The sequence below is a fragment of the Streptomyces sp. NBC_01506 genome (assembly GCF_045040295.1).
Lineage (GTDB): Bacteria > Actinomycetota > Actinomycetes > Streptomycetales > Streptomycetaceae > Streptomyces.
Window position 1 is genome coordinate 941278 of record NZ_CP109422.1, and the last position, 24871, is coordinate 966148.

General features: G+C 71.9%; 22 protein-coding genes. 10 read left to right on the plus strand and 12 right to left on the minus strand.

Annotated features, from left to right (window positions below; translation table 11 throughout):
* Window positions 1–96 precede the first annotated feature (96 nt).
* From OG329_RS03725 to OG329_RS03740, 4 genes are all read right to left on the minus strand, one after another.
* On the minus strand, window positions 97–594 hold the full coding sequence (locus tag OG329_RS03725; protein ID WP_405792761.1) for an ATP-binding protein: 498 nt from the start codon (window positions 592–594) through the stop codon (window positions 97–99).
* Window positions 595–926: 332 nt separating this feature from the next.
* On the minus strand, window positions 927–1319 hold the full coding sequence (locus OG329_RS03730) for a hypothetical protein (protein WP_405792763.1): 393 nt from the start codon (window positions 1317–1319) through the stop codon (window positions 927–929).
* Between the two features lie 39 nt (window positions 1320–1358).
* On the minus strand, window positions 1359–1667 hold the full coding sequence (locus tag OG329_RS03735; protein WP_405792765.1) for a hypothetical protein: 309 nt from the start codon (window positions 1665–1667) through the stop codon (window positions 1359–1361).
* Between the two features lie 134 nt (window positions 1668–1801).
* Window positions 1802–2593, minus strand: coding sequence for a VOC family protein (locus OG329_RS03740; protein WP_405792767.1), 792 nt, complete (start codon window positions 2591–2593; stop codon window positions 1802–1804).
* A gap of 177 nt (window positions 2594–2770) precedes the next feature.
* Between OG329_RS03740 and corA the strand changes: the two genes are divergently transcribed.
* From corA to OG329_RS03755, 3 genes are all read left to right on the plus strand, one after another.
* Entirely contained in the window at window positions 2771–3862 is a 1092-nt protein-coding gene (gene corA, locus OG329_RS03745) for a magnesium/cobalt transporter CorA (RefSeq protein ID WP_405792768.1), read from the plus strand.
* 192 nt (window positions 3863–4054) lie between these two features.
* The gene (locus OG329_RS03750) at window positions 4055–6295 is read left to right on the plus strand and encodes an ATP-binding cassette domain-containing protein (RefSeq protein ID WP_405801629.1); all 2241 of its coding nucleotides are present in this window, start codon (window positions 4055–4057) and stop codon (window positions 6293–6295) included.
* Window positions 6296–6415: 120 nt separating this feature from the next.
* Window positions 6416–9802 carry a hypothetical protein gene (locus OG329_RS03755; RefSeq protein WP_405792770.1) on the plus strand — a complete coding sequence of 1129 codons (3387 nt, stop codon included), beginning with the start codon at window positions 6416–6418 and terminating at the stop codon, window positions 9800–9802.
* A gap of 60 nt (window positions 9803–9862) precedes the next feature.
* Here OG329_RS03755 and OG329_RS03760 read toward each other — a convergent pair whose 3' ends face one another.
* Window positions 9863–11299, minus strand: a complete 1437-nt coding sequence (locus OG329_RS03760) for a dihydrolipoyl dehydrogenase family protein (protein ID WP_405792772.1) — start codon at window positions 11297–11299, stop codon at window positions 9863–9865.
* A gap of 83 nt (window positions 11300–11382) precedes the next feature.
* Between OG329_RS03760 and trxA the strand changes: the two genes are divergently transcribed.
* A complete protein-coding gene (gene trxA / locus OG329_RS03765) occupies window positions 11383–11856 on the plus strand; it encodes a thioredoxin (RefSeq protein WP_405792773.1) in 474 nt (157 codons plus the stop codon).
* A gap of 32 nt (window positions 11857–11888) precedes the next feature.
* Here trxA and OG329_RS03770 read toward each other — a convergent pair whose 3' ends face one another.
* The 3 genes from OG329_RS03770 to OG329_RS03780 all read right to left on the minus strand — a co-directional run bounded on the left by OG329_RS03770 (window position 11889) and on the right by OG329_RS03780 (window position 14725).
* Window positions 11889–13091 carry a thiolase family protein gene (locus OG329_RS03770; protein ID WP_405801630.1) on the minus strand — a complete coding sequence of 401 codons (1203 nt, stop codon included), beginning with the start codon at window positions 13089–13091 and terminating at the stop codon, window positions 11889–11891.
* Between the two features lie 117 nt (window positions 13092–13208).
* Window positions 13209–13589 carry a hypothetical protein gene (locus OG329_RS03775; protein WP_405792775.1) on the minus strand — a complete coding sequence of 127 codons (381 nt, stop codon included), beginning with the start codon at window positions 13587–13589 and terminating at the stop codon, window positions 13209–13211.
* A gap of 50 nt (window positions 13590–13639) precedes the next feature.
* Entirely contained in the window at window positions 13640–14725 is a 1086-nt protein-coding gene (locus OG329_RS03780; protein WP_405792776.1) for a LacI family DNA-binding transcriptional regulator, read from the minus strand.
* Between the two features lie 141 nt (window positions 14726–14866).
* Here OG329_RS03780 and OG329_RS03785 point away from each other — a divergent pair, with 141 nt between their 5' ends.
* Complete coding sequence (locus tag OG329_RS03785; RefSeq protein WP_405792778.1) at window positions 14867–15574, plus strand: alpha/beta fold hydrolase; 708 nt, start codon at window positions 14867–14869, stop codon at window positions 15572–15574.
* Window positions 15575–15655: 81 nt separating this feature from the next.
* Entirely contained in the window at window positions 15656–16132 is a 477-nt protein-coding gene (locus tag OG329_RS03790; protein WP_405792780.1) for a type II toxin-antitoxin system PemK/MazF family toxin, read from the plus strand.
* A gap of 33 nt (window positions 16133–16165) precedes the next feature.
* Here OG329_RS03790 and OG329_RS03795 read toward each other — a convergent pair whose 3' ends face one another.
* Window positions 16166–17047, minus strand: a complete 882-nt coding sequence (locus OG329_RS03795; RefSeq protein WP_405792781.1) for a TIGR02452 family protein — start codon at window positions 17045–17047, stop codon at window positions 16166–16168.
* Between the two features lie 163 nt (window positions 17048–17210).
* Between OG329_RS03795 and egtA the strand changes: the two genes are divergently transcribed.
* Genes egtA through egtD form a run of 4 tightly spaced genes read left to right on the plus strand, consistent with a single transcriptional unit; the run spans window position 17211 to window position 21605 of the window.
* Window positions 17211–18485, plus strand: coding sequence for an ergothioneine biosynthesis glutamate--cysteine ligase EgtA (gene egtA / locus OG329_RS03800; protein WP_405792783.1), 1275 nt, complete (start codon window positions 17211–17213; stop codon window positions 18483–18485).
* A complete protein-coding gene (gene egtB, locus OG329_RS03805) occupies window positions 18482–19891 on the plus strand; it encodes an ergothioneine biosynthesis protein EgtB (protein ID WP_405792785.1) in 1410 nt (469 codons plus the stop codon). The genes egtA and egtB overlap by 4 nt, the downstream gene beginning before the upstream one ends.
* Entirely contained in the window at window positions 19891–20646 is a 756-nt protein-coding gene (gene egtC / locus OG329_RS03810) for an ergothioneine biosynthesis protein EgtC (protein WP_405792787.1), read from the plus strand. The genes egtB and egtC overlap by 1 nt, the downstream gene beginning before the upstream one ends.
* The gene (gene egtD, locus OG329_RS03815; RefSeq protein WP_405792789.1) at window positions 20643–21605 is read left to right on the plus strand and encodes an L-histidine N(alpha)-methyltransferase; all 963 of its coding nucleotides are present in this window, start codon (window positions 20643–20645) and stop codon (window positions 21603–21605) included. The genes egtC and egtD overlap by 4 nt, the downstream gene beginning before the upstream one ends.
* On the opposite strand, the gene OG329_RS03820 is transcribed toward egtD, so the two are convergent.
* The 3 genes from OG329_RS03820 to OG329_RS03830 form a co-directional block, all read right to left on the minus strand.
* A complete protein-coding gene (locus OG329_RS03820) occupies window positions 21500–22411 on the minus strand; it encodes a lysophospholipid acyltransferase family protein (protein ID WP_405792790.1) in 912 nt (303 codons plus the stop codon). The genes egtD and OG329_RS03820 overlap by 106 nt on opposite strands.
* Entirely contained in the window at window positions 22408–23217 is an 810-nt protein-coding gene (locus OG329_RS03825) for a GNAT family N-acetyltransferase (protein WP_405792792.1), read from the minus strand. The genes OG329_RS03820 and OG329_RS03825 overlap by 4 nt, the downstream gene beginning before the upstream one ends.
* A gap of 313 nt (window positions 23218–23530) precedes the next feature.
* Window positions 23531–24772, minus strand: coding sequence for an extracellular solute-binding protein (locus OG329_RS03830; RefSeq protein ID WP_405792794.1), 1242 nt, complete (start codon window positions 24770–24772; stop codon window positions 23531–23533).
* Window positions 24773–24871 lie beyond the last annotated feature (99 nt).

Here is a 24871-nt window from a genome sequence, read left to right on the forward strand (position 1 = left end):
CCACCCGGGCGCGGGCCGGACGGGCCGGTGATACGGCTCCGGGCCCGGCCCGCGATGTCCCGCCAAGAGATACGAGGTGCGAGGTACGCGCCGTCGTCAGGCCGAGGCCAGTGACGGCACGAACACCGGCACCAGGCTCAACGCCGGAACCGGCTCCTTCGCCGCGGCGTCGGTCCCGCCCACCGGGACTTCGGGCAGCCGCAGGACGTTCTGCGGCGCCTCGACGCTCCTGGTGAACCAGACGACCTTGCCCTCCACCGTGCCACAGGTACCCCAGGTGTCGCTGAGTGAGGCGAGGCGGGAGAGTCCGCCGCCACCGGCCGACGGCAGTCGGGGCAGCTCAGGACCGTTGTCGGAGACGGCGGCCGTGAGATACCGGCCGGTCCAGCGGAGTTCGACCATGCACTTGTTGTCCCCACCGACATGACGGTGGACATTGGTCAGCAGTTCGTCGATGCCCGAGCAGACCGGGTCGACGTGCGGGTCGAGATTCCAGTGTCGAAGGTGTGCGGCGACTATGCGCCGTATCTGCGATACGCGCTCCGGAGAGGCGTGCAATTCCACCACGTAGTAACGGCCGTGTGGAATCGTCATGGTCGAGGCTCCTCACACAGAGGCCCACGTACTTCACCTCGTTGTTGCAACGACCCCCGAATACGAAGCGTGAGCATTAGCCACTTCTGGGTCACTGAAAAGATTGACCCGACGGAGCCGAATGCGCAACTTCTCGGATTCCCGCGACGCTCCCGGGACACCGTGCGGGGCAGTGTTCCGGGAGCATACGCAGGGGAAACGCGCTGGTCGCAGTGGGTGCCGGCCGGTCAGGCGGCCCGGCGGAAACAACGGGGACGGCAGGTTGGATCCACGTACACCCGGAAGCCACGTTTACCCCTCGGCCGGCCGGTCTCGATTCTGCGGCACAGCTCTCAGGTACGACGTGTGTCCAGCCGTAGCTGGACCTCCTGTTCCTGGTCACCGGCGGCCTTGCCGAGCACCCGCACGGCGAATGCGCCGGTCAATTCCTCCTGGAGTTTCGCGACCGCCCAGTAGCCGCCCTGGAGGTCCGCGGTCACCGGCTCACTGAGCCTTGTCGGGCCGGCTTTGCGCCGTACCTCCGACACGTCGAAGGTCGAGCTCCACACCGTCGGGCGGGCGCCCGCCACCTCACGGGGCCGGTCGTCGGGCGCGCGGTCGGAGGCGAAGACGGTGCGCAGCGCGCCGAACACGGCGTGCGCGTCCTGTGTCGCGCAACCGCTGAGTTCCACCGTCACCTCCATGTCCGCGCCGTGGGCCGCCGTGTGCGCTTGTGTGCTGTTCACCATGGGTTCCTCCGCTGGGAAGTGTGGGCGCCGGGCCGGTCAGCCCGACGGCTCGTCGGGGACGGGCTGCTCGGGATGCTCACCGTCCGGGTCGGGGTCGCCGCGCCTGCCGGTGCCGGCCTCGTCCGTGTCGGGCGCCGTCCTGTCGGGCTCCTCCGGGGTGCCCGTCGCGTCAGGGCCATCAGGGGCGTCGGAGGCGTCCGGGGCGTCGTCGGGCTCGCCGGACAACGCCAGGGCCTCCACATCCACGTCCAGCGGATCCTCGCCGGGGCGGGCGTGCTGGTCGGGCAGGTCCCTGGGGACGGCCGAGCCGATCCCCTCGGAGTCGTCCGGATGTCCGTACTTCACCGTGATTCCCTTTCGTCGCCTGATGGTCGGCCTCGTCGCCGCCATACGTCGGCGGTCGGCGGTCGGTGGTCGGCCGCCCACCGGCCGACCGGTCGAGGGGCCCGCCGGCGGTCCTCGGCCGTCCTCGGCCGTCCTCAGCGGTCCGTCAGGGTGAACAGCCCGCCGTCGGGGTCCCGCAGCGTCACCTGCTCCCCGTCCTGGTACGCCGTCTCCTCCGACGCGATCACGGCCCCGCCCATCGCCTCGGCCGTCTCGGCCGCCGCCCTGACCGCCTTCACACCGTCCACGGCGAACGACACGTGCCAGCGCGGGCGCAGATGCGGGTCCGCCGCCGCCTCGATGCCGCCGCTGCCTATGCGCGCCACGATGTGCCCGGAACCACGCCCCGTACGCAGCACGACCCGGTCCTGCTCGTAGCTGACGTCGATGCCGCCGAGTCCGTCGTCGGCCCAGTGCAGCACCTCGCCGTAGAAGATCGCCGACGCGATGGCGTCATAGGTCCGCAGTTCCAGCCGGAACGGGGGTCCGCCGAGCTTGGTCGTGTCGTCGGGCAGCGGCTCGCCCTCCCAGAAGCCGAAGACGGCACCGTCCCGGTCGGCGGCGAGCGCCGCCCGCCCCATCTCGAAGGCCAGGGGCCCCACGGCGACCGTGGCGCTGCGCTCCCTGATGCGGGAGGCCGTCGCGTCCACATCCTTCACGACGAAGTACGGCGTCCACGCCACGGCGACCTGGAGCGTGGGGGCCAGCGCGCCGATGCTCGCGACCGGTACGCCGTCGCTCTCGGCCACGACGAACTGGTCGCCGAGCCTGGCGGGGCGGAAGGTCCAGTTGAGTACGGCACCGTAGAAGCTCTGCGTGTCCGCGAGGTCGCGGGCCAGCAGGCTCGCCCAGCACGGCGCCCCGAACACAGGATGCCTCTGCGCCATGACCGCTCGCCTCACTCCGGTCGTGTCAGTGGATGCCCCCGGGCTCCCCTCCGCTCCCTGACGACTGTGCCAGCACACCACCCCGCCCGCATGTCGCCCGCGCCCCTCTCGTGCACGGCCCGCCGCGCGGCGGTGGCAGACTGGCCGCCGATCCTTCGAAACGGAGCACCTGTGCCCATGATCCGTCGTCTCCGCCGGGCGGTGCGGCGCGTCTACCGCAGCACCGTCGACCTCAGCCACCCGGCCCGGTCGCCGCTCGGCAGCGCCGTCGTGAACTGTGTGGTCTACGTGGACGGCATACGGCAGCCGGGCGACTGCCCGGCCGAAGAAGCCGTACGACGGGTCCGCAGGTCCGGCAGGGGCTTCGTCTGGATCGGTCTGCACGAGCCGGACGAATCCGAGCTCAAGGGGCTCGCCGAGCTGTTCGGGCTCCATCCGCTGGCCGTCGAGGACGCCGTACACGCGCATCAGCGGCCGAAGGTCGAGCAGTACGACGGGGCGCTGTTCGCGGTCTTCAAGACCTGCCGCTACGTCGAGCACGAAGAACTCACCGCCACCAGTGAGGTGGTGGACACGGGCGAGCTGATGGTCTTCACGGGGCGGGACTTCGTGATCACGATCAGACACGGCAGGCACGGTTCGCTCGGCCCCCTCAGGGAGCGGCTGGAAGCCGCGCCCGAGCGCCTCGCCATGGGGACGTCGTCCGTACTGCACGCGATAGCGGACCAGGTGGTGGACGACTCCCTCGCCGTCGCCGACGCGGTCCAGGACGACATCGACCGTGTCGAGTCCGACGTCTTCAACGAATCGGCGGGCCGGGCGGGCCGGGGTGACGCCGGGCGCATCTACCAGCTCAAGCGGGAGCTGCTGGAGCTGAAGCGGGCCGTGGCGCCGCTGGACCGGCCGCTGGACATGCTGGCCAACCGGACGCTGACGGGTGTCACCGCCGACGTACGGCCGTACTTCCGCGACGTCGCGGACCATCTGGCCCGGCTCACCGACCAGATCGCGTCCTTCGACAACCTGCTGGACTCGATCCTCCAGGCACATCTCGCGCAGGTGACCGTCGCGCAGAACGAGGACATGCGCAAGATCACCTCGTGGGCCGCGATCATCGCCGTGCCCACCATGGTCTGCGGCGTCTACGGGATGAACTTCGAGCACATGCCGGGCCTGGGGTGGACGTACGGCTATCCGGCCGTCCTCGCCCTCATGGCGACGGCCTGCTACGTCCTCCACCGGAGCTTCCGCCGCAACGGCTGGCTGTAAGGCCGGCGGTACGGGCCGACCGCTACGGCCTCCGCGGCGGTTTTCGCGACAGTTCGCCGATCCAGGGCATACTTACGGACATTGTTTCGAAAGTATGTGCGAGTTCTATTGGGTACGGTGTACGCTGACTGCTCGCCGAGCATATCCGAGGAGCAGTCCGTGAACGACATCCCAGCCGCCGACAGTCACAACGTGATCCAGGTCCGCGGGGCCCGCGAGAACAACCTGAGGGAGGTCTCGCTCGACATCCCCAAGCGCCGGCTCACGGTCTTCACCGGCGTCTCGGGATCCGGCAAGTCCTCGCTCGTCTTCGGCACGATCGCCGCCGAGTCCCAGCGTCTGATCAACGAGACCTACAGCGCCTTCATCCAGGGATTCATGCCGAGCATGGGCCGGCCGGACGTCGACTCGCTGCACAATCTGAGCGCCGCGATCGTGGTCGACCAGGAGCGGATGGGCGCCAACTCCCGTTCCACGGTGGGCACGGCGACCGACGCGTACACCATGCTGCGGATCATCTTCAGCCGGCTCGGTGTCCCCCACATCGGGACCTCGACGGCCTTCAGCTTCAACGCCGCCGAGGGCATGTGCGCCGAGTGCGAGGGGATCGGTCAGGTGTCGAAGATCGACATCGACCAGCTCGTGAACCGCGAACTCTCCCTGAGCGAGGGCGCGATCACCGTTCCCGGTTTCCAGGTGGACGCCTGGTACTGGCAGATCATGGTCGCCTCGGGCTTCTACGACCCGGACAAGAAGCTCAAGGACTTCACGCCGCAGGAGTGGGAGGTCTTCCTCCACAAGACCGCGACCAAGGTCAAGGTCGGCTCCAACAACATGACGTACGAAGGGCTCATCACCAAGGTCAACCGCACGATCCTGGTCAAGGACCGGGACTCGATGCAGGCTCCCGTCAAGGCGTTCGTGGACCGGGCCGTGGTCTTCGCCGAGTGCCCGTCCTGCGGCGGCAGCCGGCTGAGCACCGCCGCGCTGTCCTCGAAGATCGACGGCGTGAACATCGCGGAGTGTTCGGCGATGCAGATCAGCGATCTGGCCCAGTACGTACGGAAGATCGACGATCCGGGCGTGGCACCGCTGCTCGGCAATCTGCGCGACCTGCTGGAGTCGCTGGTCGAGATCGGGCTCGGCTATCTGAGCCTGGACCGCGTCTCGTCCTCGCTCTCCGGCGGTGAGGCGCAGCGCGTGAAGATGGTGCGCCATCTCGGCTCCAGCCTCACCGACGCCACGTACATCTTCGACGAGCCCACGATCGGGCTGCACCCGCACGACATCCGGCGGATGAACGACCTGTTGCTGCGGCTGCGCGACAAGGGCAACACGGTGCTGGTCGTGGAGCACAAGCCCGAGGTCATCGCGATGGCGGACCATGTGGTGGATCTGGGCCCCGGGGCCGGTACCGCGGGCGGGCAGATCTGCTACACGGGCGACGTGGCGGGGCTGCGCGCCTCGGGCACGCTGACCGGGCGGCATCTCGAACACCGGGCGCGGCTGCGGGAGTCGGTGCGTGAGCCGAACGGCCGGCTGTCCGTCGAGGGAGCCGATCTGCACAATCTGAAGAACGTGAGTGTCGACATCCCGACCGGTGTGCTGAGCGTGATCACCGGGGTCGCGGGGTCGGGCAAGTCCTCGCTGATCCATGGTTATCTCTCCAACAGGGACGGTGTGGCGGTTGCCGACCAGTCAGCGATCCGGGGCTCGCGGCGGAGCAACCCGGCCACCTACACAGGGCTGTTGAGCCCCATCCGTACCGCCTTCGCCAAGGCCAACGGCGTCAAGGCGGCGCTGTTCAGCGCGAATTCGGAGGGCGCCTGCCCCAACTGCAGCGGTCTCGGGCTCGTCTACACCGACCTCGCGATGATGGCGGGCGTCGCCTCGGTCTGCGAGGAGTGCGAGGGCAAGCGGTTCACCCCGAAGGTGCTCACCTACCGACTGAACGGCAAGAACATCAGCGAGGTCCTTGCCATGTCGGTCGCGGAGGCGTACGACTACTTCTCCTCCGGTCAGGCGCACGCGATCCTCGGCCGGCTCGACGACGTGGGTCTGAGCTATCTGCGGCTCGGCCAGCCGCTGAACACCCTGTCGGGCGGTGAGCGGCAGCGGTTGAAGCTGGCGATCCAGATGGCGGAGAAGTCGTCCGTCTACATCCTGGACGAGCCGACGACCGGCCTGCACATGGCGGACGTGGACAAGCTGCTGGCGCTGCTCGACCGGCTGGTGGACGCGGGCAACACGGTGATCGTCATCGAGCACCACCAGGCGGTGATGGCCCACGCGGACTGGCTGGTCGACCTCGGGCCGGGCGGCGGGCACGACGGCGGGCAGGTCGTCTTCACGGGTACGCCGGCCGATCTGGTGGCGCACTCGGACACGGTCACGGCGCGGCATCTGCGGGAGTACGTGGGTACGGGGGCGTAGTCCGGTCCCTGTGGGGCGCCGGGCCCGCGGACGTGGCCCCGGAGGGGCGTACCGCAGGGCCCGGCGGAACGGGATAAATCCGCTGGGCTCGCGGCGCCCCTCCCCGGCACAATCACCGTCATGTCACTCACGGCCGACCGTCTGCTCGCCGCACTCGAACCCCTGTCGTACCCGGATCGCCTCAAGCACCTTGCCCACAGCGCCCGTTCACTCCACCCCGGTGATGAACTGCCCGCCTTGGTGGCCGAGTTGGCGGGGCGCGGCATCTACGAGCGACGGCTCGCGGCGTTCGCCGCGCTGGTCGGGCGGCACACGGACTTCCTGGCCGGGCGGCTGACCGACCAGGACCCGATGGTCCGCGCGTACGCGCTGCGGGCCGCCCGCACGCTGCCGCTCCCGGACGCGGCGATCGAGGCGGCGTACGAGGACGCCTCGGCCGACACGCGGCAGCGGCTGGGGGAGGTCGTGCTGGCGGGCGGGCGTACGGCGCTGGCCGAGCGGCTGGTCCCGAGGCTGCGCGAGGAATGGGGTGATCACACTGCGGCCAAGCTGCTGCCTGTCTGCTCGGCGCGGTTCGTGGCGGCGGCGCTGCCCGAACTCGCCTACGCCGTCAGCTCCTGGAGCAGGCTCGGCCTCAACTTCCCCGATCAGGTGCTGGATCACGCCGCGCGGGATCTCGCCGAGCGGCCGCGCCCCGAGCGCGACGCCACCTGGCGCCGGCACGCGGAAGGGGTGGCCGCCGCAGTCTCCGCACGCGCCGAGCGGGTCCTGTCGATGCTGGAGCGGCACCGGCCCGACGTGCTGCCCCCGGCTCTGGTCGCGCGGCTGAACGAATTCGTGGCCGTCGACGCCGAGCGCACCGTACGGCTGCTGCTCCCGCCGGACGGAGGCAGGCAGTCGCACCCGCCGCTTCCCTCGGCGTCCGTCCTGCGGCGGATCGTACGGGCCGACCCGCCCTCGCTGCCCGCGCTCGGCCGCCGCTGGCTCGGCCGCTCGCACTTCGCCGTGCTGCTCAAGGCGCTGCCGCCGCACCGCCGGAGCGACTTCTTCGACCTGGCGACGGCCGGTGTCGAGACCAAGGACGCCAAGCACCTGCTGCCGGTGCTCGCCCTGCTGCCGCGCGAACGCCGCTGGGCTCACGCCCGCCGGTGGGCGGCGCGGCGCCGCGAGACGGGCGCGTCCTGGTACGCGGTTCTGGAGCTTGTCGCGTACGGCCCGGTCGCCGAGGCACGTGCCGAACTCCTCGCGGCCACCCGCCGTCCGGACGCGGACGACCGCGCGAATGCCTGGCCGCTGCTGATCGCCAACGCCGCCCGCGCGCACGACCGCGCGGCCGTGCACGAGGTACTGGTCGAGCTGCCGCGACTGCGCAACGAACAGGACCCGGTGCGCTACGCGGCCCTCGACGCGCTCGCCGATGTGCGTCCCGACCTGTTCACGGCCGAATCCACGCCGCTGCTGGACCGCATCGTCCGGGACGCCCTGGAGGCGCGGGACGTCTCCTACGGCACTCGGGAGGCCGTCCGGGATCTGGCGGTCGCCCTGCTGCGCGAGAACGCGGCGGACGGTGAACAGGACTTGCTGGTCTGGTCGTTGGGCGCACTGGAACAGATCGCCGCCCATGACGGGGTGTATCACCTCGGCTCGCTCGACCGCACGCTGCGGCGCGGGCAGGAACATCAGGTGCTCGACACGCTGCGCCCGTGGCTGGACGCGGCGATGGACAGGGCCGACTACCGACCGCTGTTGAGACTGACCAGCTCGCTCGGTGAGCGGGCCCAACGGATGCCGGTGCTCCAGGGAATGCTCGAAGAGGCCCTGAAGCACGGCGACGACAGCGAGTTCGAGAAGGCGGTGCGGTACTGGCTGATGCCGCCGTCGAGCCGGGACGAGCGAGTGGCCGGGATTCTGGAGCTGGAACCGTCGGCCGCCGTACTCGCCCCCGTCCAGAAGGCTCTGACGGAGCGTCGGACCGATCTGCTCGACGTGCTGCTCGACGGGCCGCCGCCGTACGGCCGCTTCCTCAAGCACGGCACGCCCCGGCCGCAGCCCGAACTCCGCCACGCCGCACGCTGGTTGCCGCGTCAGCAGGCGGCGGCGGGCGCCATGGCCGCCGCGCAGGCCGGCGACGAGTCGCTGCCGCTCCACGACCGTGCCGCCGCGATCCGGGCCGCCGCGACGATCCCGGAGCACGGACGCGCGCTCGCCCTGCGCTACGCCGACTCCCCGGACGTGGTACTGGCCGAGGCGGCGTTGGCCGCGCTGGTGTGGGCGGACCGGCCGCAGGACGCGCTCGACGTGCTGCTCGCCCACGCCGGGGACGACCGCGCACGGGTCGCCCTGTACGCCGCGAGCCGTGCCGCGCGTTTCACCGCGCCGTCCCAACTCGCCGAGCACCTGGGCGCGTTGCTGACCGCGACCGAGGGCGTGAAGGTGACGAGCCGTAAGCAGGCGGTACGGCTGACGGCTCGTCACCTGCCGCTCCCCCACGCCTCGGCGCTGCTGTCCACGGCCTTCGCCGCGCCGGCCCAGCACCCCGACGTACAGGCGGCGATCGTGGCCTTTTCGGCCGGGCTGCTTTCCGAGGAGGGGACGTGGTCGCTGCTGACGGCGGCCTCCGAAGCCGCACCGCAGGTACTGCGGACGGTCGTACGGACCGCCGCCTGGTCCCTGCCGGAGATCCACCGCCCCCGGTACGCCCAACTGGTGGGCGAGGTGAGCCGCTCGGCGGACCCGGAGACGGCGACGGCCGGTCTGCGTGCGCTCCCCGCGTGGGCGCGCTACGCCCCCGATGTGGTGGAGGGGCTGTCCGCGCGGGTCACCGACCTCGGCGAGGGGCCGGGAACACGCACCGTCGTGCAGGCCGCTGTGTCGGCGATCGGTCAACTGGCCGTCTCCGGGCTGCCGCATCCGGTCGGCGGCGCCGCACCGGGAAGCCCCCTGCACGACACGCTGGCGGCGCTGCTCCCGGCGATCGCCGCGGGCGAGCCCGACGCGCACCCCGACCGGGATCTCCCGGCCCGCCGGCGGGCGCTCGGGCTCCTGAGGACCCTGCCGGACCAATCGCCGCGCGAGACAGTTCCGGTGCTGGAGTCGGTGGCGGCGCAGCTCGCTGACGAGCCGTCACTCGCCGTGGCCCGTGCGGGAGTTCTGCGCGCCCTCGTGGCCCTGGACGCCCCGCTTCCCGAACTCACCGCGCGCCTGCGGGACTTGGCGACCAACGCGACCGGCCGCCCCGCTCTGGCGGCGCACACGGCGGTCCAACTGCGCGGCCGGCTGGCCCACTGCCGCCTGCCGTCCGACCTGACGGCGGTCCTGACCGCCGCCACCCGGCTGACCACCACCGGCGACCCGGCCGACGGGCTCCTGGCCGTCGCCCTGGTGTCCGCGACGGGCGACCGTCTCGCCTGGCCGCCCGACTGGCGCACGGCACTGCGCACACTGCGCACCCACCCGTCACCGGACGTGCGGGACGCGGCGCTGGGGGTGGTCTTCCGGTTCGAGTGAGCGGCCGTACGCGGCGGTTGTCCACGGCGGTCGTACGCGCGGCACGCGGCCGGAGCCCCCTCACGGGCCTCGGTACGTCTCCAGCAGCCGGAGCCAGATCTCGCTGATCGTGGGGTAGGACGGGACCGCGTGCCACAGGCGCTCGATCGGGACCTCGCCGGCGACCGCCACCGTGGCCGAGTGGAGCAGTTCGCCGACCCCCGGGCCCACGAAGGTCACGCCCCGCAGGATCTCGCTGTCCAGGTCCACGATCATCCGGGCGCGGCCCCGGTAGCCGTCCGCGTACAGGCCCGCGCCCGCGACGTCGGCGATGTCGTAGTCGACCGCGCGGACCCGGTGGCCCGCCCGCTCGGCCTCCTGAAGGGTGAGGCCGACCGAGGCGGCCTCCGGGTCGGTGAAGACGACCTGGGGGACGGCGGCGTGGTCGGCCGTCGCCGCGTGGGCTCCCCAGCGGTCGCTCTCCAGCAGAGGTACGTGCTGGGCCCTGGCGCCGATGGCTGCGCCCGCGATACGGGCCTGGTACTTGCCCTGGTGGGTGAGGAGCGCGCGGTGGTTGACGTCGCCCACCGCGTAGAGCCAGTCACTGCCCTCGACCCGGCAACTGTCGTCGACCGTCAGCCAGGAGCCCGGCTTCAGCCCGACGGAGTCCAGACCGATGTCCTGCGTGCGCGGCGCCCGGCCGGTCGCGAAGAGGATTTCGTCCGCCTCGATCCGCTCACCGTTGTCGAGGACCGCCGTGACCGGTCCGCTGCCGCCCGTGCGCTCGACCGAGGCGACGGAGACGCCCGTACGTACCGAGGCGCCCGCTTCCGTCAGCGATTCGGTGACCAGTTCGCCGACGAAGGGCTCCATACGGGGCAGCAGTCCGTCGCCCCGTACGAGCAGCGTGACGGCCGCGCCGAATCCTTGGTAGGCCGTGGCCATCTCGACGCCGACCACTCCCCCGCCCACGACCACCAGCCGGTCCGGCACGCCCGGGGAGCTGGTCGCCTCGCGGCTCGTCCAGGGCTTGGCGCCCGCCAGACCCGGCAGGTCGGGCACGACGGCGCTGGTGCCGGTGCAGACGGCGACCGCGTGGCGGGCGGTGAGGACCTGTACGCCGCCGCCCTCGGGGTCGGTGACGGTCACCCGCTTCTTGCCGTCGAGCCGGCCCTGGCCCCGGTGGAGGATGACACCGATCGAGTCGAGCCACGCGACCTGGCCGTCGTCGTGCCAGTGCGAGGTGAAGTCGTCACGGTGCGCGAGGACGGCCGGTACGTCGAGCGGGCCCTGTACGGACGGGCTCAGGCCGGGCACTCTGCGTGCCTCCGCGCGGGCGATCACCGGGCGCAGCAGGGCCTTGCTCGGCATACACGCCCAATAGGAGCACTCGCCGCCGACCAGTTCACTCTCGACGATCGCCGCGCTCAGCCCGGCGGCCCTGACGCGATCGGCGACGTTCTCCCCGACCGGTCCCGCGCCCAGCACCACGACGTCGTACTCAATGGCTTCCGTCATGGGGACAGTCTGGTGCGGTGCCCGCCGCATGGCCACACGATCTTCGGGAATGGGCACCAGGAATACGGCGGTGGCACCCACCGTTGTGCGAGGCGGCTTCATCCGGAGCGAAAAGGAAGAGGTATCAGGTCATGGCCACTGTGGAACTCACCAAGGAGAACTTCGACCGGACGGTGTCGGAGAACGACTTCATCCTGATCGACTTCTGGGCTTCCTGGTGCGGTCCGTGCCGTCAGTTCGCCCCGGTGTACGAGAAGGCGTCCGAGCGCCACGACGACCTGGTCTTCGCCAAGGTCGACACGGAGGCGCAGCAGGAGCTGGCCGCGGCGTTCGAGATCAGCTCCATCCCGACGCTGATGATCGTCAGGGACAATGTCGCGGTCTTCGCCCAGCCCGGCGCGCTGCCCGAGACGGCCCTGGAGGACGTGATCGGGCAGGCACGCGCGCTCGACATGGAAGAGGTCCGCAAGTCGGTCGCGGAGGCGGAGGCCGCCGCGAAGGCTCAGTCGCAGGCGCCCACCGAGGGCGAGGGCGGCGGGACCCCCGCGGGCGCGTAAGGCGCGTAAGCCAGGCACACAGGGTCCGCGCGTCAGCGTTCCAGTACGAGCGCGAGGCCCTGGCCCACACCGATGCACAGGGCGGCGAGACCGGTGCCCGAGCCCGCCGCCGCGAGCTGGTGGGCGACGGACCCGGCCAGGCGCGCGCCGGAGGCACCGAGCGGGTGACCGATGGCGATCGCGCCGCCGCGCGGGTTCACGACGGCGGGGTCCAGCTCGGGCCACTCGGCGAGGCAGCCCAACGACTGGGCGGCGAAAGCCTCGTTGAGTTCGAACGTGGTGAGGTCGGCGAAGTCCCGGCCCGCCTTGACCAGCGCCCGGCGCACCGCCTCGACCGGTCCGAGGCCGAAAAGCTGCGGCTCGATGCCCGTGACGGCGGAGGTCCTGATCCGGGCGAGGGGTTCGCGCCCCGTCGCCCGCAGGCCCGCCTCGTCGACGAGGAGCAGGGCGGCGGCGCCGTCGTTCAGTGGTGAGGCGTTGCCCGCCGTGACCGTCCCCGCGCCCGGCCCCTCGCCCTCCTTACGGAAGCTGGGCCTGAGCCTGCCGAGCGCTTCGAGCGAGGTGTTGTCGCGGACGCATTCGTCGCGTACCAGCTCCACTCCCGCGTACGGCACGACCTCCGCGTCGTACAGCCCCGCACCCCACGCCCGCGCCGCCTTGCGGTGGCTCTCCAGGGCGAACGCGTCCTGCGCCTCCCGGGTGATCGCGTGCTTGTCCGCGATCAGTTCGGCGCCCTCGCCGAGCGGGACCGTCCACTCGGCGGGCATCGCGGGGTTCGTCATGCGCCAGCCGAGCGTCGTGGAGTGCAACTGCTGATGCCCGGCGGGAAAGGCGCGCTCGGGCTTCTGGAGCACCCACGGGGCGCGCGACATGGACTCGACGCCGCCCGCGACGACGATCGACGCGTCCCCGAGCGCGACGGCGCGCGCCGCCTGGATGACCGCTTCGAGGCCCGAGCCGCAGAGCCGGTTGACGGTGACGCCGGGGACGGAGACCGGCAGCCCGGCGAGCAGCGCGGCCATGCGGGCGACGTCGCGGTTGTCCTCACCGGCGCCGTTCGCCGCGCCGAGCACCACGTCGTCGATCCTGGCCGGGTCGAGCTCCGGCGTACGGTCCACGAGCGCGCGTACGACATGGGCGGCGAGATCGTCCGGCCGTACGGAGGAGAGCGCGCCGCCGAACTTCCCGACGGGTGTGCGGACGGCGTCCACGACGTAGACGTCGCGGATGGTCATCGGATCGCTCATCGGTTCTCTCCCCTTCGGTCGACCGGTCGTTCGGTCGACCGGTCGTCCGCGCACTCTTTCATGGCAGGCGCGCGGGGCCGAAGGGCGAGGGTGCCGGCCGGGCGGTCAACGCGTCCCGGGCTCCGCGACATCGGGTGCGTCGGGGCTGTCGGGGCTGTCGGGGCTGTCGGGGCTGTCGGGGCTGTCGGGGCTGTCGGGGCTGTCGGGGCTGTCGGGATCGTCCACGACGCGCGCCGTCAGGCCGTAGTCCACCTCGTAGCCGTCGATCAGCAGACCTTCGACGGTACGGGTCTCCGGGTCGATGTCCGCGACCATGCCCCCGCCCGCGAAACGCGGGTAGCCGGACTCGCCGGTCTCTCCGGTCGCCTCCACCACGGCCGAGCGCAGCGCGGTCGTCGCGTCGGGCGGGCTGGTGCGGCCGTCGGTGTGCTCGGGTACCAGCAGAATCTCGAAGCGCCGCGGGAAGGGGTGCCACTGAGTGCTCATGCTGGTGACGCTAGACAACGGCCGGGGGCCGCGCATGTCCTGCGGCGGCGTCAGGTCGACTCGCGCCGTACCGCCCGCGCCCCCATCAGACCGTGCCGCTCCGGTTCCCCGCCGGGATCACGCACCACCCGGTCGACCAGGGCGGCCAGCCGCTGCCCGGTGACGAGGTCGATGCGCACCGTGGACAGCCGGGGCCGCAGCAGCCTGCCGAGCAGCAGGTCGTCGGCGCCCAGCACCGCCGTGTCGCCGGGGATGTGGACCCCGGCGTCCTGGAGCGCCCGCATCAGCAGCATCGCGTACTCGTCGTTGTAGGCGTAGACGGCGTCGAGGCCCAGGCCGTCCCAGCGGGCGGCGAGCGCGGTCGCCGACTCCTCCGTGTAGGACAGCGGCAAGGGTTCGATGTGGGCGCCCGTGGAGGACGCCGCGACGGCGGCCCGCGCGCCGGCGAGCCGGGGTTCCGAGAAGAGGTCCAGGCCCGGCTCCTCGGGCATCACCACGCCGATCCGGCGGCGTCCGCGCGCCAGCAGATGCTCCGCGGCGCAGTCGCCGATCTCGCGCTGGTCCATGACCAGGGCGTGCGCGCCCTCGACCCGCCGCGGGCCGAGCGTGATGACGGCCTTCGCGCCGGAGCGCTTGAGTATCTCCACCCCCTGCCCGGTGAGCGCGATCTCGCCGAGGGAGACGACGGCGACGGGGCGCAGTTCGGCCCAGGCGCGCGCCGCCTCGTCGCCGTCGAGTCCGAGGCTGCCGTACTGGACGACGGTGTAGTCCAACCGCCGCAGCGCCCACTGGAGTTCGTTGAGGAAGCGGCTGTAGAGGGGGCCGACGGGGACGTGTGCGCTGGGGAGCAGGACAATTCTGGTGTGTCCCGCGCGCAGGCTGCGCGCGGCGGCGTGGGGGACGTACGCCAACTCCTCGGCGGCCTCGCGGACCTTGCGGCGGGTGGGCTCGCTGATCCGTACGGAGGCGGTGTTGTTCAGGACGTACGAGACGGTGGCACGCGAGACCCCGGCGAGCCGCGCGACGTCGGCGCTGGTGGGGACCGGGCGGGCGGTGGGGAGGGGGTGGGGACGTTCGGCGGACGGTCCTGACGGTTCGGACGGCGGCGGGGAGGACTGTTCAGGTAACTGGCTCATCGCCCACGGCATCTTTCCAGACGGGTCACCGGTGCGATCCGGGGCCCGCTGTCCCGTGCGGTCACCGCACGGGACGGCAAGTGAAACGCGTGAAACGCACCCTCCTGAGAACTCCTGAGAATTCCTGAGAAAGGGACTGTCTTGCGACTGCACACCCACACCTGGGGCGAGGGCGACCGTGTCGCTCTCCTGATCCACGGCATCATGGCCGACCACCGGACGTGGCGGCGGGTGGGCCCCGAACTGGCCGCGCGCGGACTGCGCGTGATCGCCGTCGATCTGCGCGGCCATGGCGCCAGCGGTCAAGGACCGTACGGACGGGAGGACTTCGCCGACGACCTCGTGGAGACGTTGCCCGTCGGCGCGGAGGTGGCGATCGGCCACTCCCTGGGCGCGATGGCGCTCGCGCTCGCGGTGGAGCGGCTGGCGCCGCGCCGCGCGGTCTACTGCGATCCGGCCTGGCATCTGCCGGGCCCGGCGGCGGGTGCCGCCGAGAGCGAGGGGCCCGCACGGCTGGCGGCGGCCAAGACCCTCTCCCGCGAGGAGATATCCGCGCTCAATCCTCGTTGGGAGGACGTGGACGTGGACCTCGAGGTGGCGAGCCTCGCCGTGTGGGACGAGCGGACGGCGTACGGCATCGCGTCGGCGTTCGGTACGGACCTGCGGCCCGCGAAGCCGGTGGTCCCCTCGCTGGTGACGACCGCCGATCCGAGCCCGATGGTCTCGCCGCGGGACGCGGCGGAACTGCGGTCGCGCGGTTTCGAGGTCCGTACGGTCAAGGACGCGGGACACACCGCGCACCGTGACGACTTCGACGCGTTCATGGCCGCGCTGGAGGGGTGGGTCTGACCCGGGGGTCTAACCCGGGGGTCTAACCCGAAGGTCGACCCGCTCGGCGGTCGGGGGTGCCGGGGCTCTACCTTCGGTCGGATGAAACCCTTCACCGACCCCGGCGCCCCCGACCACCACTCCCCCGAGCCCGAACTCCCGGGCCGGAGCGGCCCCTCGGCCACCACCGAGGCCGACCCGCGCGACGTCGGGCCCGTACGCACCTCGTACGCCCCCGACAGGGACGGCGACCCCGACCCCGGCGAGATCGTCTGGACCTGGGTGCCGTACGAGGAGAACGACGGGCGCGGCAAGGACCGTCCGGTGCTCGTGGTGGCCCGCGAGCCCGCCGGCACCCTGCTCGCCGTCCAGCTCTCCAGCAAGCGGCACGACCGCGACCGCGAGTGGGTGCCGATCGGGATCGGGCCGTGGGACCGGCAGGGGCGCCAGTCGTGGGTGGATCTGGACCGGGTGCTGCGGATCCATGACAAGGGCATGCGGCGTGAGGCGTGCGCGCTCGACCGGGGGCGGTTCAACCTGGTCGTGGGGCGGCTGCGGGAGCGTTACGGCTGGCGCTGAACGCCCCGCGCGCGCCGGGCCTACGCGCCGCGCCTACGTGCCGGGGCCGGAGCCCGAATCCGAATCCGAACCCGGTGCGACGTCGTCCGCGAACGTCCGACGGAAGGCGCCCAGCGTGGCCGAATCAGCCGTCCGGTCGAGCACCGCGAAGACGACCTCGTCGAAGTGGCCGGCGAACCGGCCACGGCCCGTCCGCGACCCGACCAGCAGCGCCCGGAACGCGCCGGCCACCCGCGCCGGGTCGTTGCGGAAGACCCCGCAGCCCCAGGCTCCGAGCACCAGCCGCCGGTAGCCGCCCGCCACCGCCACCTCCAGGACCCGCTCCGCACGGGAGTCGAGTGTGGCCGAAACGCGATGGGTCTGCGCCGGGTGGTCGCGCGCGACGATCCCGGCGTTCGGGGCGGGCGAGGTGAGGAATCCGACGGTGAACGGGGCGTCGAGCAGCCGCCCCCGGTCGTCGCGGAAGACCGGCACGCCGGGCGAGTGGATCACGCGATCGCTGTAGAAGGGGCTGCGGTCGGCCCGGTGGTGCGCGTAGTAGTCCGGCGCGCGCAGCAGGGTGACGTGGAGGGCGGAGGCCCGGCACAGGGCCTCCTCCTGGGCCTGTGCTCCGTTCAGGTAGCCACCGCCCGGGTTACGCGCGGAGGCGAAGTTCAGGACGGCCACGGGGCCGGGCGCTGCCGAGGTCGTCCGCCGGGCGGCCTCGAGGCTGCTCTCGCCGGTGACCTCGAAGAATGTCGTACGGGAGGTGTCCGGGGTGACCGGCACGGGCTCCGGGCCGTACAGCCTGGTCCCTTCGGTCGCGGCCTCCAGCAGTGCGGTGAGGGGCACCTGGCGGCCGTCCCGCGCGCGGTACGCACCCGCCGCGACAATCTCCTCGGTGTGCTTCGCGATCCCCCGCAGCCGTGCGCTCATATCAGGCATCGTCGGTGACGCGACACGCTCGGGGCAACCACGTTTTCCGCCCGGATGCGCACTCTTGTGCGGAGCGGCGGGAGTGGCCTTAGGTTGGACGAAGCGCCCCGGCCCGAACCCCGGGACGGGGTCCGGTCACGGTCTTCGACAGGAGGATCCGGCCATGCAGTCGGACGAATTCGTAGCTGAGGGCCCGTCTCTCAATGAGGACGACGCCGAGGCACTGTTGCGCGGCATATGTTTCAAGACAGGGCCGCCCCGCATCGTCGGTGTTGAACTGGAATGGCTCGTGCACGATCTGTACGACCCCGAACTGCCCGTTCGCACCGCGCGCCTCGACAAGGCGTTCGGTGGCCTGCGGGACCTCCCTCTTCGATCGGCGCTGACGTTCGAACCGGGTGGCCAGTTGGAGCTCAGCTCGGCCCCCGCCGCCTCCCTGATGGAGTGTGTCGACTCCACCGCGGCGGATCTCGCCGCCGTACGCCGCGAACTGCGTACGGCCGGTCTCACGCTCACCGGCCTCGGACAGGATCCGTGGCACTCACCGGGCAGGCTCCTGAAGGAGCCGCGGTACGACGCGATGGAGACCTACCTCGACCGGATCGGCCCCTCGGGCCGCGCCATGATGCGTTCCTCCGCCTCCATCCAGGTCTGCCTCGACGCGGGTACGGAGGAGCCGGGCCCGCTCGGCTACGGCAGGCGCTGGCAGCTCGCCCATCTGCTGGGCGCGGTGCTGGTGGCCGCGTTCGCCAACTCGCCCGTCCAGGCGCGCCGTACGACGGGCTGGCGCTCCACCCGGCAGGCGCTGTGGACGGACCTGGACCCGGCGCGTACCAAATCGCCCGACACCCGGCGGGAGCCGCGTGGCGCGTGGGCGGAGTTCGCCATGGACGCGCCGGTGATGTGCGTGCGGACGGCGGACGGCCCCTGGGACGTGCCCGAGGGGCTGACCTTCCGTGAGTGGATCCGGTCGGGTCTGCCGCGCCCGCCGGTGCGCGCCGATCTCGACTACCACATCACCACCCTGTTCCCGCCGGTGCGTCCGCGCGGTCATCTGGAGCTGCGGATGATCGACGCCCAGCCGGGGGACGACGGCTGGATGGTGCCGCTGGCGGTGACCACCGCGCTGTTCGACGATCCGCAGGCCGCCGAGACGGTGTACCGCACCGTCAAGACGCTCGCCGAGACGGCGGGCTCGCTGCCCGCGCCGGGCAATCCGCTGTGGATCACGGCGGCGCGGGACGGACTGGCCGATCCCGAGCTGCACGCGGCGGCGGTGGAGTGTTTCGCCGTCGCGCAGGAGGCGCTGCCCCGTACGGGTGCCACGGAGGCCGTACGGGACGCCGTGGCGGCCTTCACCGAGCGGTACGTCGTGCCGGGCCGCTGCCCCGCCGACGATATGGACGTCCCCGTGACCGGGAAGGAACTGAGCACATGAGCGAGCACGCCGGGACACCGGGCGGAACACCGGACGGGACACCGGACGCGCCCTCCGACGGAACCACCGACGGGATAGCCGTCGACGCGGGTGCGGACGTGGACGCGCTGCGGCGGCGGGCCCTCGACGCGCTGACCACCGCGCGCCGACGCACCGCGCTGCTCACCTCCTGTGTGGACGAGCCCGAACTGACCGCGCAGCACTCGCCGTTGATGTCACCGCTGGTCTGGGACCTGGCCCATATCGGCAATCAGGAGGAGCAGTGGCTGCTGCGTACGGTCGGCGGCCGGCCGGCCGTGCGGCCCGAGATCGACTCCGTGTACGACGCCTTCGAGCACCCCCGCGCGCTGCGTCCCACGCTCCCGCTGCTCGCCCCCACCGAGGCCCGCGCGTACGCCTCCGACATCCGGGGCCGGGTCCTGGACATCCTCGGCAGCAGCCCGCTGCGCGGCGGTCCGCTGCTGGACGCCGGATTCGCCTTCGGGATGATCGCGCAGCACGAACAGCAGCACGACGAGACGATGCTGATCACCCATCAGTTGCGCCGCGGCCCGGCCGCGCTCACGGCGCCGGAGCCGCCGGCCCCCGATCCGCTCGACACGGCGGACCTGCCGGGTGAAGTACTCGTTCCCGCCGGGCGGTTCACGATGGGGACCTCGGCCGAACCGTGGGCGCTGGACAACGAGAAGCCCGCGCACCACCGGCTCGTGCCCGCGTTCTACCTCGACACGGTGCCGGTGACCAACGGCGACTATCTGCGCTTCATCGAGGACGGCGGCTACACGGACGAGCGCTGGTGGGCCCCGGAGGGCTGGGCGCAGATCCGCGAACACTCCATCGCCGCACCGCTGTTCTGGCGCCGCGAGGCGGGGCAGTGGCTCCGCCGCCGGTTCGGGGTGGACGAGCCCGTACCCGCCGACGAGCCGGTGCTGCACGTCAGTTGGTACGAGGCGGACGCGTACGCCCGCTGGGCCGGGCGGCGGCTGCCGACCGAGGAGGAGTGGGAGAAGGCGGCCCGGCACGACCCGGCCACCGGCCGCTCACGGCGCCATCCGTGGGGCGACGAGGACCCGACCCCCGACCGCGCCAATCTCGGTCAGCGCCATCTGCGCCCGGCGCCCGCGGGCAGCTATCCGCGCGGCGCGTCGCCGCTGGGCATACGGCAGTTGCTCGGTGACGTGTGGGAGTGGACGTCAAGCGACTTCCTGCCCTATCCGGGCTTCGCCGCCTTCCCCTACCGGGAGTACTCCGAGGTGTTCTTCGGCCCCGCGCACAAGGTGCTGCGCGGTGGGTCGTTCGCCGTCGGTGAGGTGGCGTGCCGCGGGACCTTCCGCAACTGGGACCTGCCGGTGCGCCGGCAGATCTTCGCCGGTTTCCGTACCGCGCGCAGCGCCGGAGATGTGTGATGTGCCGTCATATCGCCTACCTGGGGGCGCCGGTGGCGCTGCGCGAGGTGCTGATCAGCCCTGAGTACGGGCTGTACCGGCAGTCCTGGGAGCCGCGTCGGCAGCGGCACGGGACGGTCAACGCCGATGGTTTCGGGGTCGGTTGGTACGCGGACGGCGACCCGCTGCCCGCCCGCTACCGGCGCCCGGGACCCATCTGGGGCGATCAGAGCGTGGTCGACCTGGCGCGGGTGGTCAGCAGTGGCGCGGTGCTCGCCGCCGTACGGGACGCGACCGAGGCGGGGGCGGACGGTGAGGCCGCTGCGGCGCCGTTCGCCGCCGGGCCCTGGCTGTTCAGCCACAACGGTGCCGTGCGCGGCTGGCCCTCCAGCCTGGCGCCGTTGGCCGCCGTCCTGCCTCCCGCCGAATTGCTGTCGCTGGACGCCCGGACCGACTCCGCGCTCGTGTGGGCGCTGGTGCTGCACCGGTTGCGGGACGGCGACGGGATGGGCCAGGCCCTGTCCGACACGGTCCTGGAGGTGGCCGGGGCGGCACCCGGCTCCCGGCTGAATCTGCTGCTCATGGACGGCGAGAGGGTCACGGCGACCGCCTGGGGCGACACGCTGTGGTATCTCACCGAGCCAGGCCGGGGCACCGTCGTCGCCTCGGAGCCGTACGACGACGATCCGCGCTGGTGCGAGGTCCCCGACCACACCCTGCTGGCGGCGACCGGCACCGACGTCCTGCTCACTCCCCTCAAGGAGCCCCCCGCGTGAGCCCGTACCTGCTGACCCGCACCCTGCCCGAGGACGCCACCGACGCCGCGCTGCGCGCCGATGTGCTGCACGGGCTGACCCGAAGCCCCAAGTCCCTGCCGCCCAAGTGGTTCTACGACGCCAGGGGCAGCGAGCTGTTCGAGGAGATCACCGCGCTGGACGAGTACTACCCGACCCGTGCGGAGCGGGAGATCCTGCTCGCCCGCGCGCCCGAGATCGCGGCGGCGACGGGGGCCCGCACGCTGGTCGAACTGGGCTCGGGGTCCTCGGAGAAGACCCGGCATCTGCTCGACGCGCTGCCGCTGCTGCGTGGTTACGTGCCGGTGGACGTGAGTGAGAGCGCGCTCACCGGTGCGGCCGATTCGCTGCTCGCCGAGCGGCCGGACCTTCACGTGCACGCGCTGATCGCGGACTTCACCAAGGAGATGGAGCTGCCGCAGATGCCCGGACCGCGGCTGATCGCGTTCCTCGGCGGCACGATCGGCAATCTGCTCCCCGCCGAGCGCGCCGCCTTCCTCGCGTCCGTGCGCGCGCTGCTCGCGCCCGGCGACGCGCTGCTCCTGGGGACGGATCTGGTGAAGGAGGAGTCCGTACTGGTCAGGGCATATGACGACGCGTCAGGTGTGACGGCCGCCTTCAACAAGAACGTCCTGGCCGTCGTGGACCGGGAGTTGGGCGCCGACTTCGATCCGGCGGACTTCGACCATGTGGCGCGCTGGGACCGTGAACAGCAGTGGATCGAGATGCGGCTCAGGGCGCGCCGGGCCCTGACCGTGAAGATCCCCGAGCTGGATCTGCTGGTCACCTTCGAGGCGGGTGAGGAGCTGCGTACGGAGGTGTCGGCGAAGTTCACTCAAGGCCGGGTCCGCACCGAACTGGCCGGTGCGGGAATGGAGTTGACGCACTGGTGGACGGACGAGGCCGGAAGGTTCGCCCTGTCGCTGGCGACGGCGCCCTGAGCGGCGCGCGCCAGCGAGCGGCGGTCCGCGTGGCGCGCGGCGGGGATCAGGGGCAGTACCTCGATCTGAGCCGTGAGCCCGCGGGCCAGCACGATGCGCCACAGCGACACGGCGAGCGGGTCGTCCCCGACGAACGCGGCGGGACCGAGCGGGCGGTAGCCGATCCGTACGGGACGCACGGCCGCCCCCGCGTCCAGCGCGGCCTGGAACATGGCCGCGGTGAAGCGTCCCTGGTCCCTGCCGCACCAGGTACTGCCCTCGGGGAAGACGATCACACGTGACCCCGCGCGCAGGGCGTCACTCACGTCCCGTACGGTGCCCGGCAGCGCGCGGAGCCGGTCGCGCTCCACGAACAGCGTGCCGCCGCGCGCCGCGACCGTGCCCAGGACGGGCCAGCGCCGGATGTCGCTCTTGGCCAGCACCCGCCCGGGGAACAGGGTCGCGACGAGTGGGATGTCCAGCCAGGAGATGTGATTGGCGACGACGAGCACGCCGCCCGGCGGGTCGGGCACCGCGGCCTGCGCCACGGCGGGCACCGCGGCGGGCGCCGCGGCGGGAGACATGCCGTCGACCCGCACGCGCAGCCCGAAGGCCCGGATGACCGTACGCGTCCACCCTCGGGTCAACCGGTCACGCGGCCCGGCGCCGAGCAGGGCGACCGGCGGGACGAGCAGGATCCCGAGGAGTACGGCTCCGAGACCGGCCAGCAGCCGCGCGGACGCGGTGACCGTGCCCCGGCGCGGGGCGTCCGGCCGGGGGGCGCAGAGTTGCGGGGTGCAGGGCGCCGTGGGCAGCCAGGCGCTCATCGCGCCGGGGCGAGCGAGAGGAAGTGCCGCAGATACCGGGGGTTGGTGCGGCGCAGCGACAGCAGCACGTACAGATCGGCGACCCCGAACTCCGGGTCGTGCGCGGGCGCGCCGCAGACCCAGGCGCCGAGCCGCAGATAGCCCCGGAGCAGCGCGGGGAGTTCGGCCCGCGCGGCGGGGGCGGGGGCGGTGGCACTGCCGTCCGGGGTCCACAGGCGGTGGGGGGTGACCCAGTACTCCTCCGGGGCGAGGTCGCGGTCCTTGACGGTGTTCCAGGTCGCCGACGCGAGGAAGCCGCCGTCGCTCAGCGGGAGGGAGCAGCAGCCGGCCATCCAGTTGTGCCCGGTGCGGGTCATGTAGCGGGCGAGCCCGGCCCAGATGAGGGCGATGACGGCGCCGTTGCGGTGCAGGGGGTGCACGCAGGAGCGGCCGACCTCCACGAGGTCGTCGCGTATGTGGTCGAGCCGCCGGAGGTCGAACTCGCTCTCGGAGTAGAGCCGTCCGGCGACGCGGGCGCGGTCGGGCGGCAGCAGCCGGTATGTGCCCACGACCTCGCCGGTCCCGGCCTCGCGTACGAGGAGGTGGTCGCAGTAGGCGTCGAAGTCGTCGCCGTCGAGGCCGGGCTCGGGCCCGTCGATACGGGCGCCCATCTCACCGGCGAAGACCATGTAGCGCAGGCGCTGCGCGGCGCGTACGTCCTGCGGATCGCGGGCGAGGGACACGAGATAGCGCTGGTCGGGGGTGGCGTCGGGGAGGGGGAGCTGGGTGGGGAGGGTCGCGGGGACGACGGCGGGTGAGGCGGACATGACTGTCTCCTGTGCCGGACGGAAGAACGAGCGGTCCGGGGGCGCCGCTCGTGCGGCGACCCGGCACCTAGTTTCTTCCGTCACCGACTGGATTCGACATGACAGCACGGCGGAGCGGGGATGTGAGACGGCTGAATGGCCGGGATTGACGGGTAACGCGTTGGCAAAGGGGCCACCACCGGCCGGACGCGCCTCAAGCCCGTCGGGCGGTGAATCGACCCGTTCGGCAGTCGGTCAAGCCCGTCCGGTGATCGAGGACGAACCGGCCCACCGGACGGACCCGGTGGACCTTCCCGTCACCGCACACCAATGGCTACCGCAGCGCCGCCGTGATCTTCGCGACCGCCGCCTCGGCGGCGGTCTTCGGGTCCTCGCCCTGGAGTACGGCCGTCATGTACGGCTTGATCGGGTTGTCCAGCTCGACGTTGGCCCACTTCGGCGAGTTGGGCGTCGCGCGCCCCTCCGCCGCGCCCGCCGCCATCGCCGCCGTGGCCTCCTGGCCCTCGATGACATCCGCGAGCGTCGTCTTGTTCGGCACGTAGCTCATCGTCTTGGCCAGCTCCGTCTGCCACTTCTCGCCCGCCAGCGCCTTGACCACGTCGACCGCCGCCGACCGGTGCGAGGAGTTCTTGGGGACGATGAGGTCGGAGCCGCCGGTGAAGACCGCGCCCGGTGCCTCGGCGGTCTTGCCGGGGACCGGGAAGAAGCCGAGCTTGCCCTTGAGGTCCGGGTTCTTCTCCTCGATCTGGACGGCGGAGTTGGGGGTGTCGATGATCTGCGCGATGTCGCCCTTCGCGAACTCGGCTTCTTGCTCCGGCTTGACCTCGTCGGAGTCCTTCGGGCCGTCGCCGAGCGCCTGCAACTCCTTGTAGAACTTCATGCCCCTGATCGCCTCGGGGGTGTCGAGCCGGCCTTCCCACTCACCGCCCGCCTCGACCGCCAGCTCGCCGCCCTCGTCCCAGATGAAGCCGGAGAGGGTGTACCAGTCCTGGCCGGCCAGATAGATGCCCTGCTGGTCCCCCTGGTCGAGTTGGGCGGTGATGTCCAGCCACTCGGCGCGGGTCTTGGGCAGCTCGTCGATGCCCGCCTCCGCGAACAGGTCCTTGTTGTAGATGACGACGCGGTTGGCGGCGTACCAGGGGATGCCGAACTGCGAGCCGTTGATGCTGCCGGGCTCGGCGAGACCGGGCAGCCAGTCCTCGCTTCCCAGGTCCCGTACGGACTCCAGGGTGAGGTCCCGCAGGCCGTTGCTCTCCGCGTACTGCGCGACCTGGGTGTTGCCGACCTCGATGATGTCCGGCGAGTCTTCGGATTCCAGCGCGGCCATCACCTTCTTGCCGATCCCGGTCCACTCCTGGATCTTGACCTCCAGTTGGACCGAGGGGTTGTCCTCCTCGTACGCCTTGGTGAACTTCTCCAGATACGCGTTGGAGACGCTGTCCTTCATGAGCCAGACGGTGATGACCTTGTCGTCGCCGCCCGGGAGCATTCCGCATCCCACGAGTGCGATGGAGGACGCGAACACGGCGGATCCGACAAGGAAGCGGTTTTTCACGTAGGTCACCTTCTGGCGCGCGGCACGAAAGAGTCGAGACCCGACGTGGGGGGAGCAACCGATGCTCGCACGGGCATTGGCGCGATTTTGGTATGGACC

What these genes read in the sequence shown, in the direction of transcription:
- OG329_RS03725 (WP_405792761.1), bottom strand. Translation starts at nt 594, where the DNA reads ATGACGATTCCACACGGCCGTTACTACGTGGTGGAATTGCACGCCTCT.
- OG329_RS03740 (WP_405792767.1), bottom strand. Translation starts at nt 2,593, where the DNA reads ATGGCGCAGAGGCATCCTGTGTTCGGGGCGCCGTGCTGGGCGAGCCTG.
- corA (WP_405792768.1), top strand. Translation starts at nt 2,771, where the DNA reads ATGATCCGTCGTCTCCGCCGGGCGGTGCGGCGCGTCTACCGCAGCACC.
- OG329_RS03755 (WP_405792770.1), top strand. Translation starts at nt 6,416, where the DNA reads ATGTCACTCACGGCCGACCGTCTGCTCGCCGCACTCGAACCCCTGTCG.
- OG329_RS03760 (WP_405792772.1), bottom strand. Translation starts at nt 11,299, where the DNA reads ATGACGGAAGCCATTGAGTACGACGTCGTGGTGCTGGGCGCGGGACCG.
- OG329_RS03770 (WP_405801630.1), bottom strand. Translation starts at nt 13,091, where the DNA reads ATGACCATCCGCGACGTCTACGTCGTGGACGCCGTCCGCACACCCGTC.
- OG329_RS03775 (WP_405792775.1), bottom strand. Translation starts at nt 13,589, where the DNA reads ATGAGCACTCAGTGGCACCCCTTCCCGCGGCGCTTCGAGATTCTGCTG.
- OG329_RS03780 (WP_405792776.1), bottom strand. Translation starts at nt 14,725, where the DNA reads ATGAGCCAGTTACCTGAACAGTCCTCCCCGCCGCCGTCCGAACCGTCA.
- OG329_RS03790 (WP_405792780.1), top strand. Translation starts at nt 15,656, where the DNA reads ATGAAACCCTTCACCGACCCCGGCGCCCCCGACCACCACTCCCCCGAG.
- OG329_RS03795 (WP_405792781.1), bottom strand. Translation starts at nt 17,047, where the DNA reads ATGAGCGCACGGCTGCGGGGGATCGCGAAGCACACCGAGGAGATTGTC.
- egtA (WP_405792783.1), top strand. Translation starts at nt 17,211, where the DNA reads ATGCAGTCGGACGAATTCGTAGCTGAGGGCCCGTCTCTCAATGAGGAC.
- egtB (WP_405792785.1), top strand. Translation starts at nt 18,482, where the DNA reads ATGAGCGAGCACGCCGGGACACCGGGCGGAACACCGGACGGGACACCG.
- egtC (WP_405792787.1), top strand. Translation starts at nt 19,891, where the DNA reads ATGTGCCGTCATATCGCCTACCTGGGGGCGCCGGTGGCGCTGCGCGAG.
- OG329_RS03820 (WP_405792790.1), bottom strand. Translation starts at nt 22,411, where the DNA reads ATGAGCGCCTGGCTGCCCACGGCGCCCTGCACCCCGCAACTCTGCGCC.
- OG329_RS03825 (WP_405792792.1), bottom strand. Translation starts at nt 23,217, where the DNA reads ATGTCCGCCTCACCCGCCGTCGTCCCCGCGACCCTCCCCACCCAGCTC.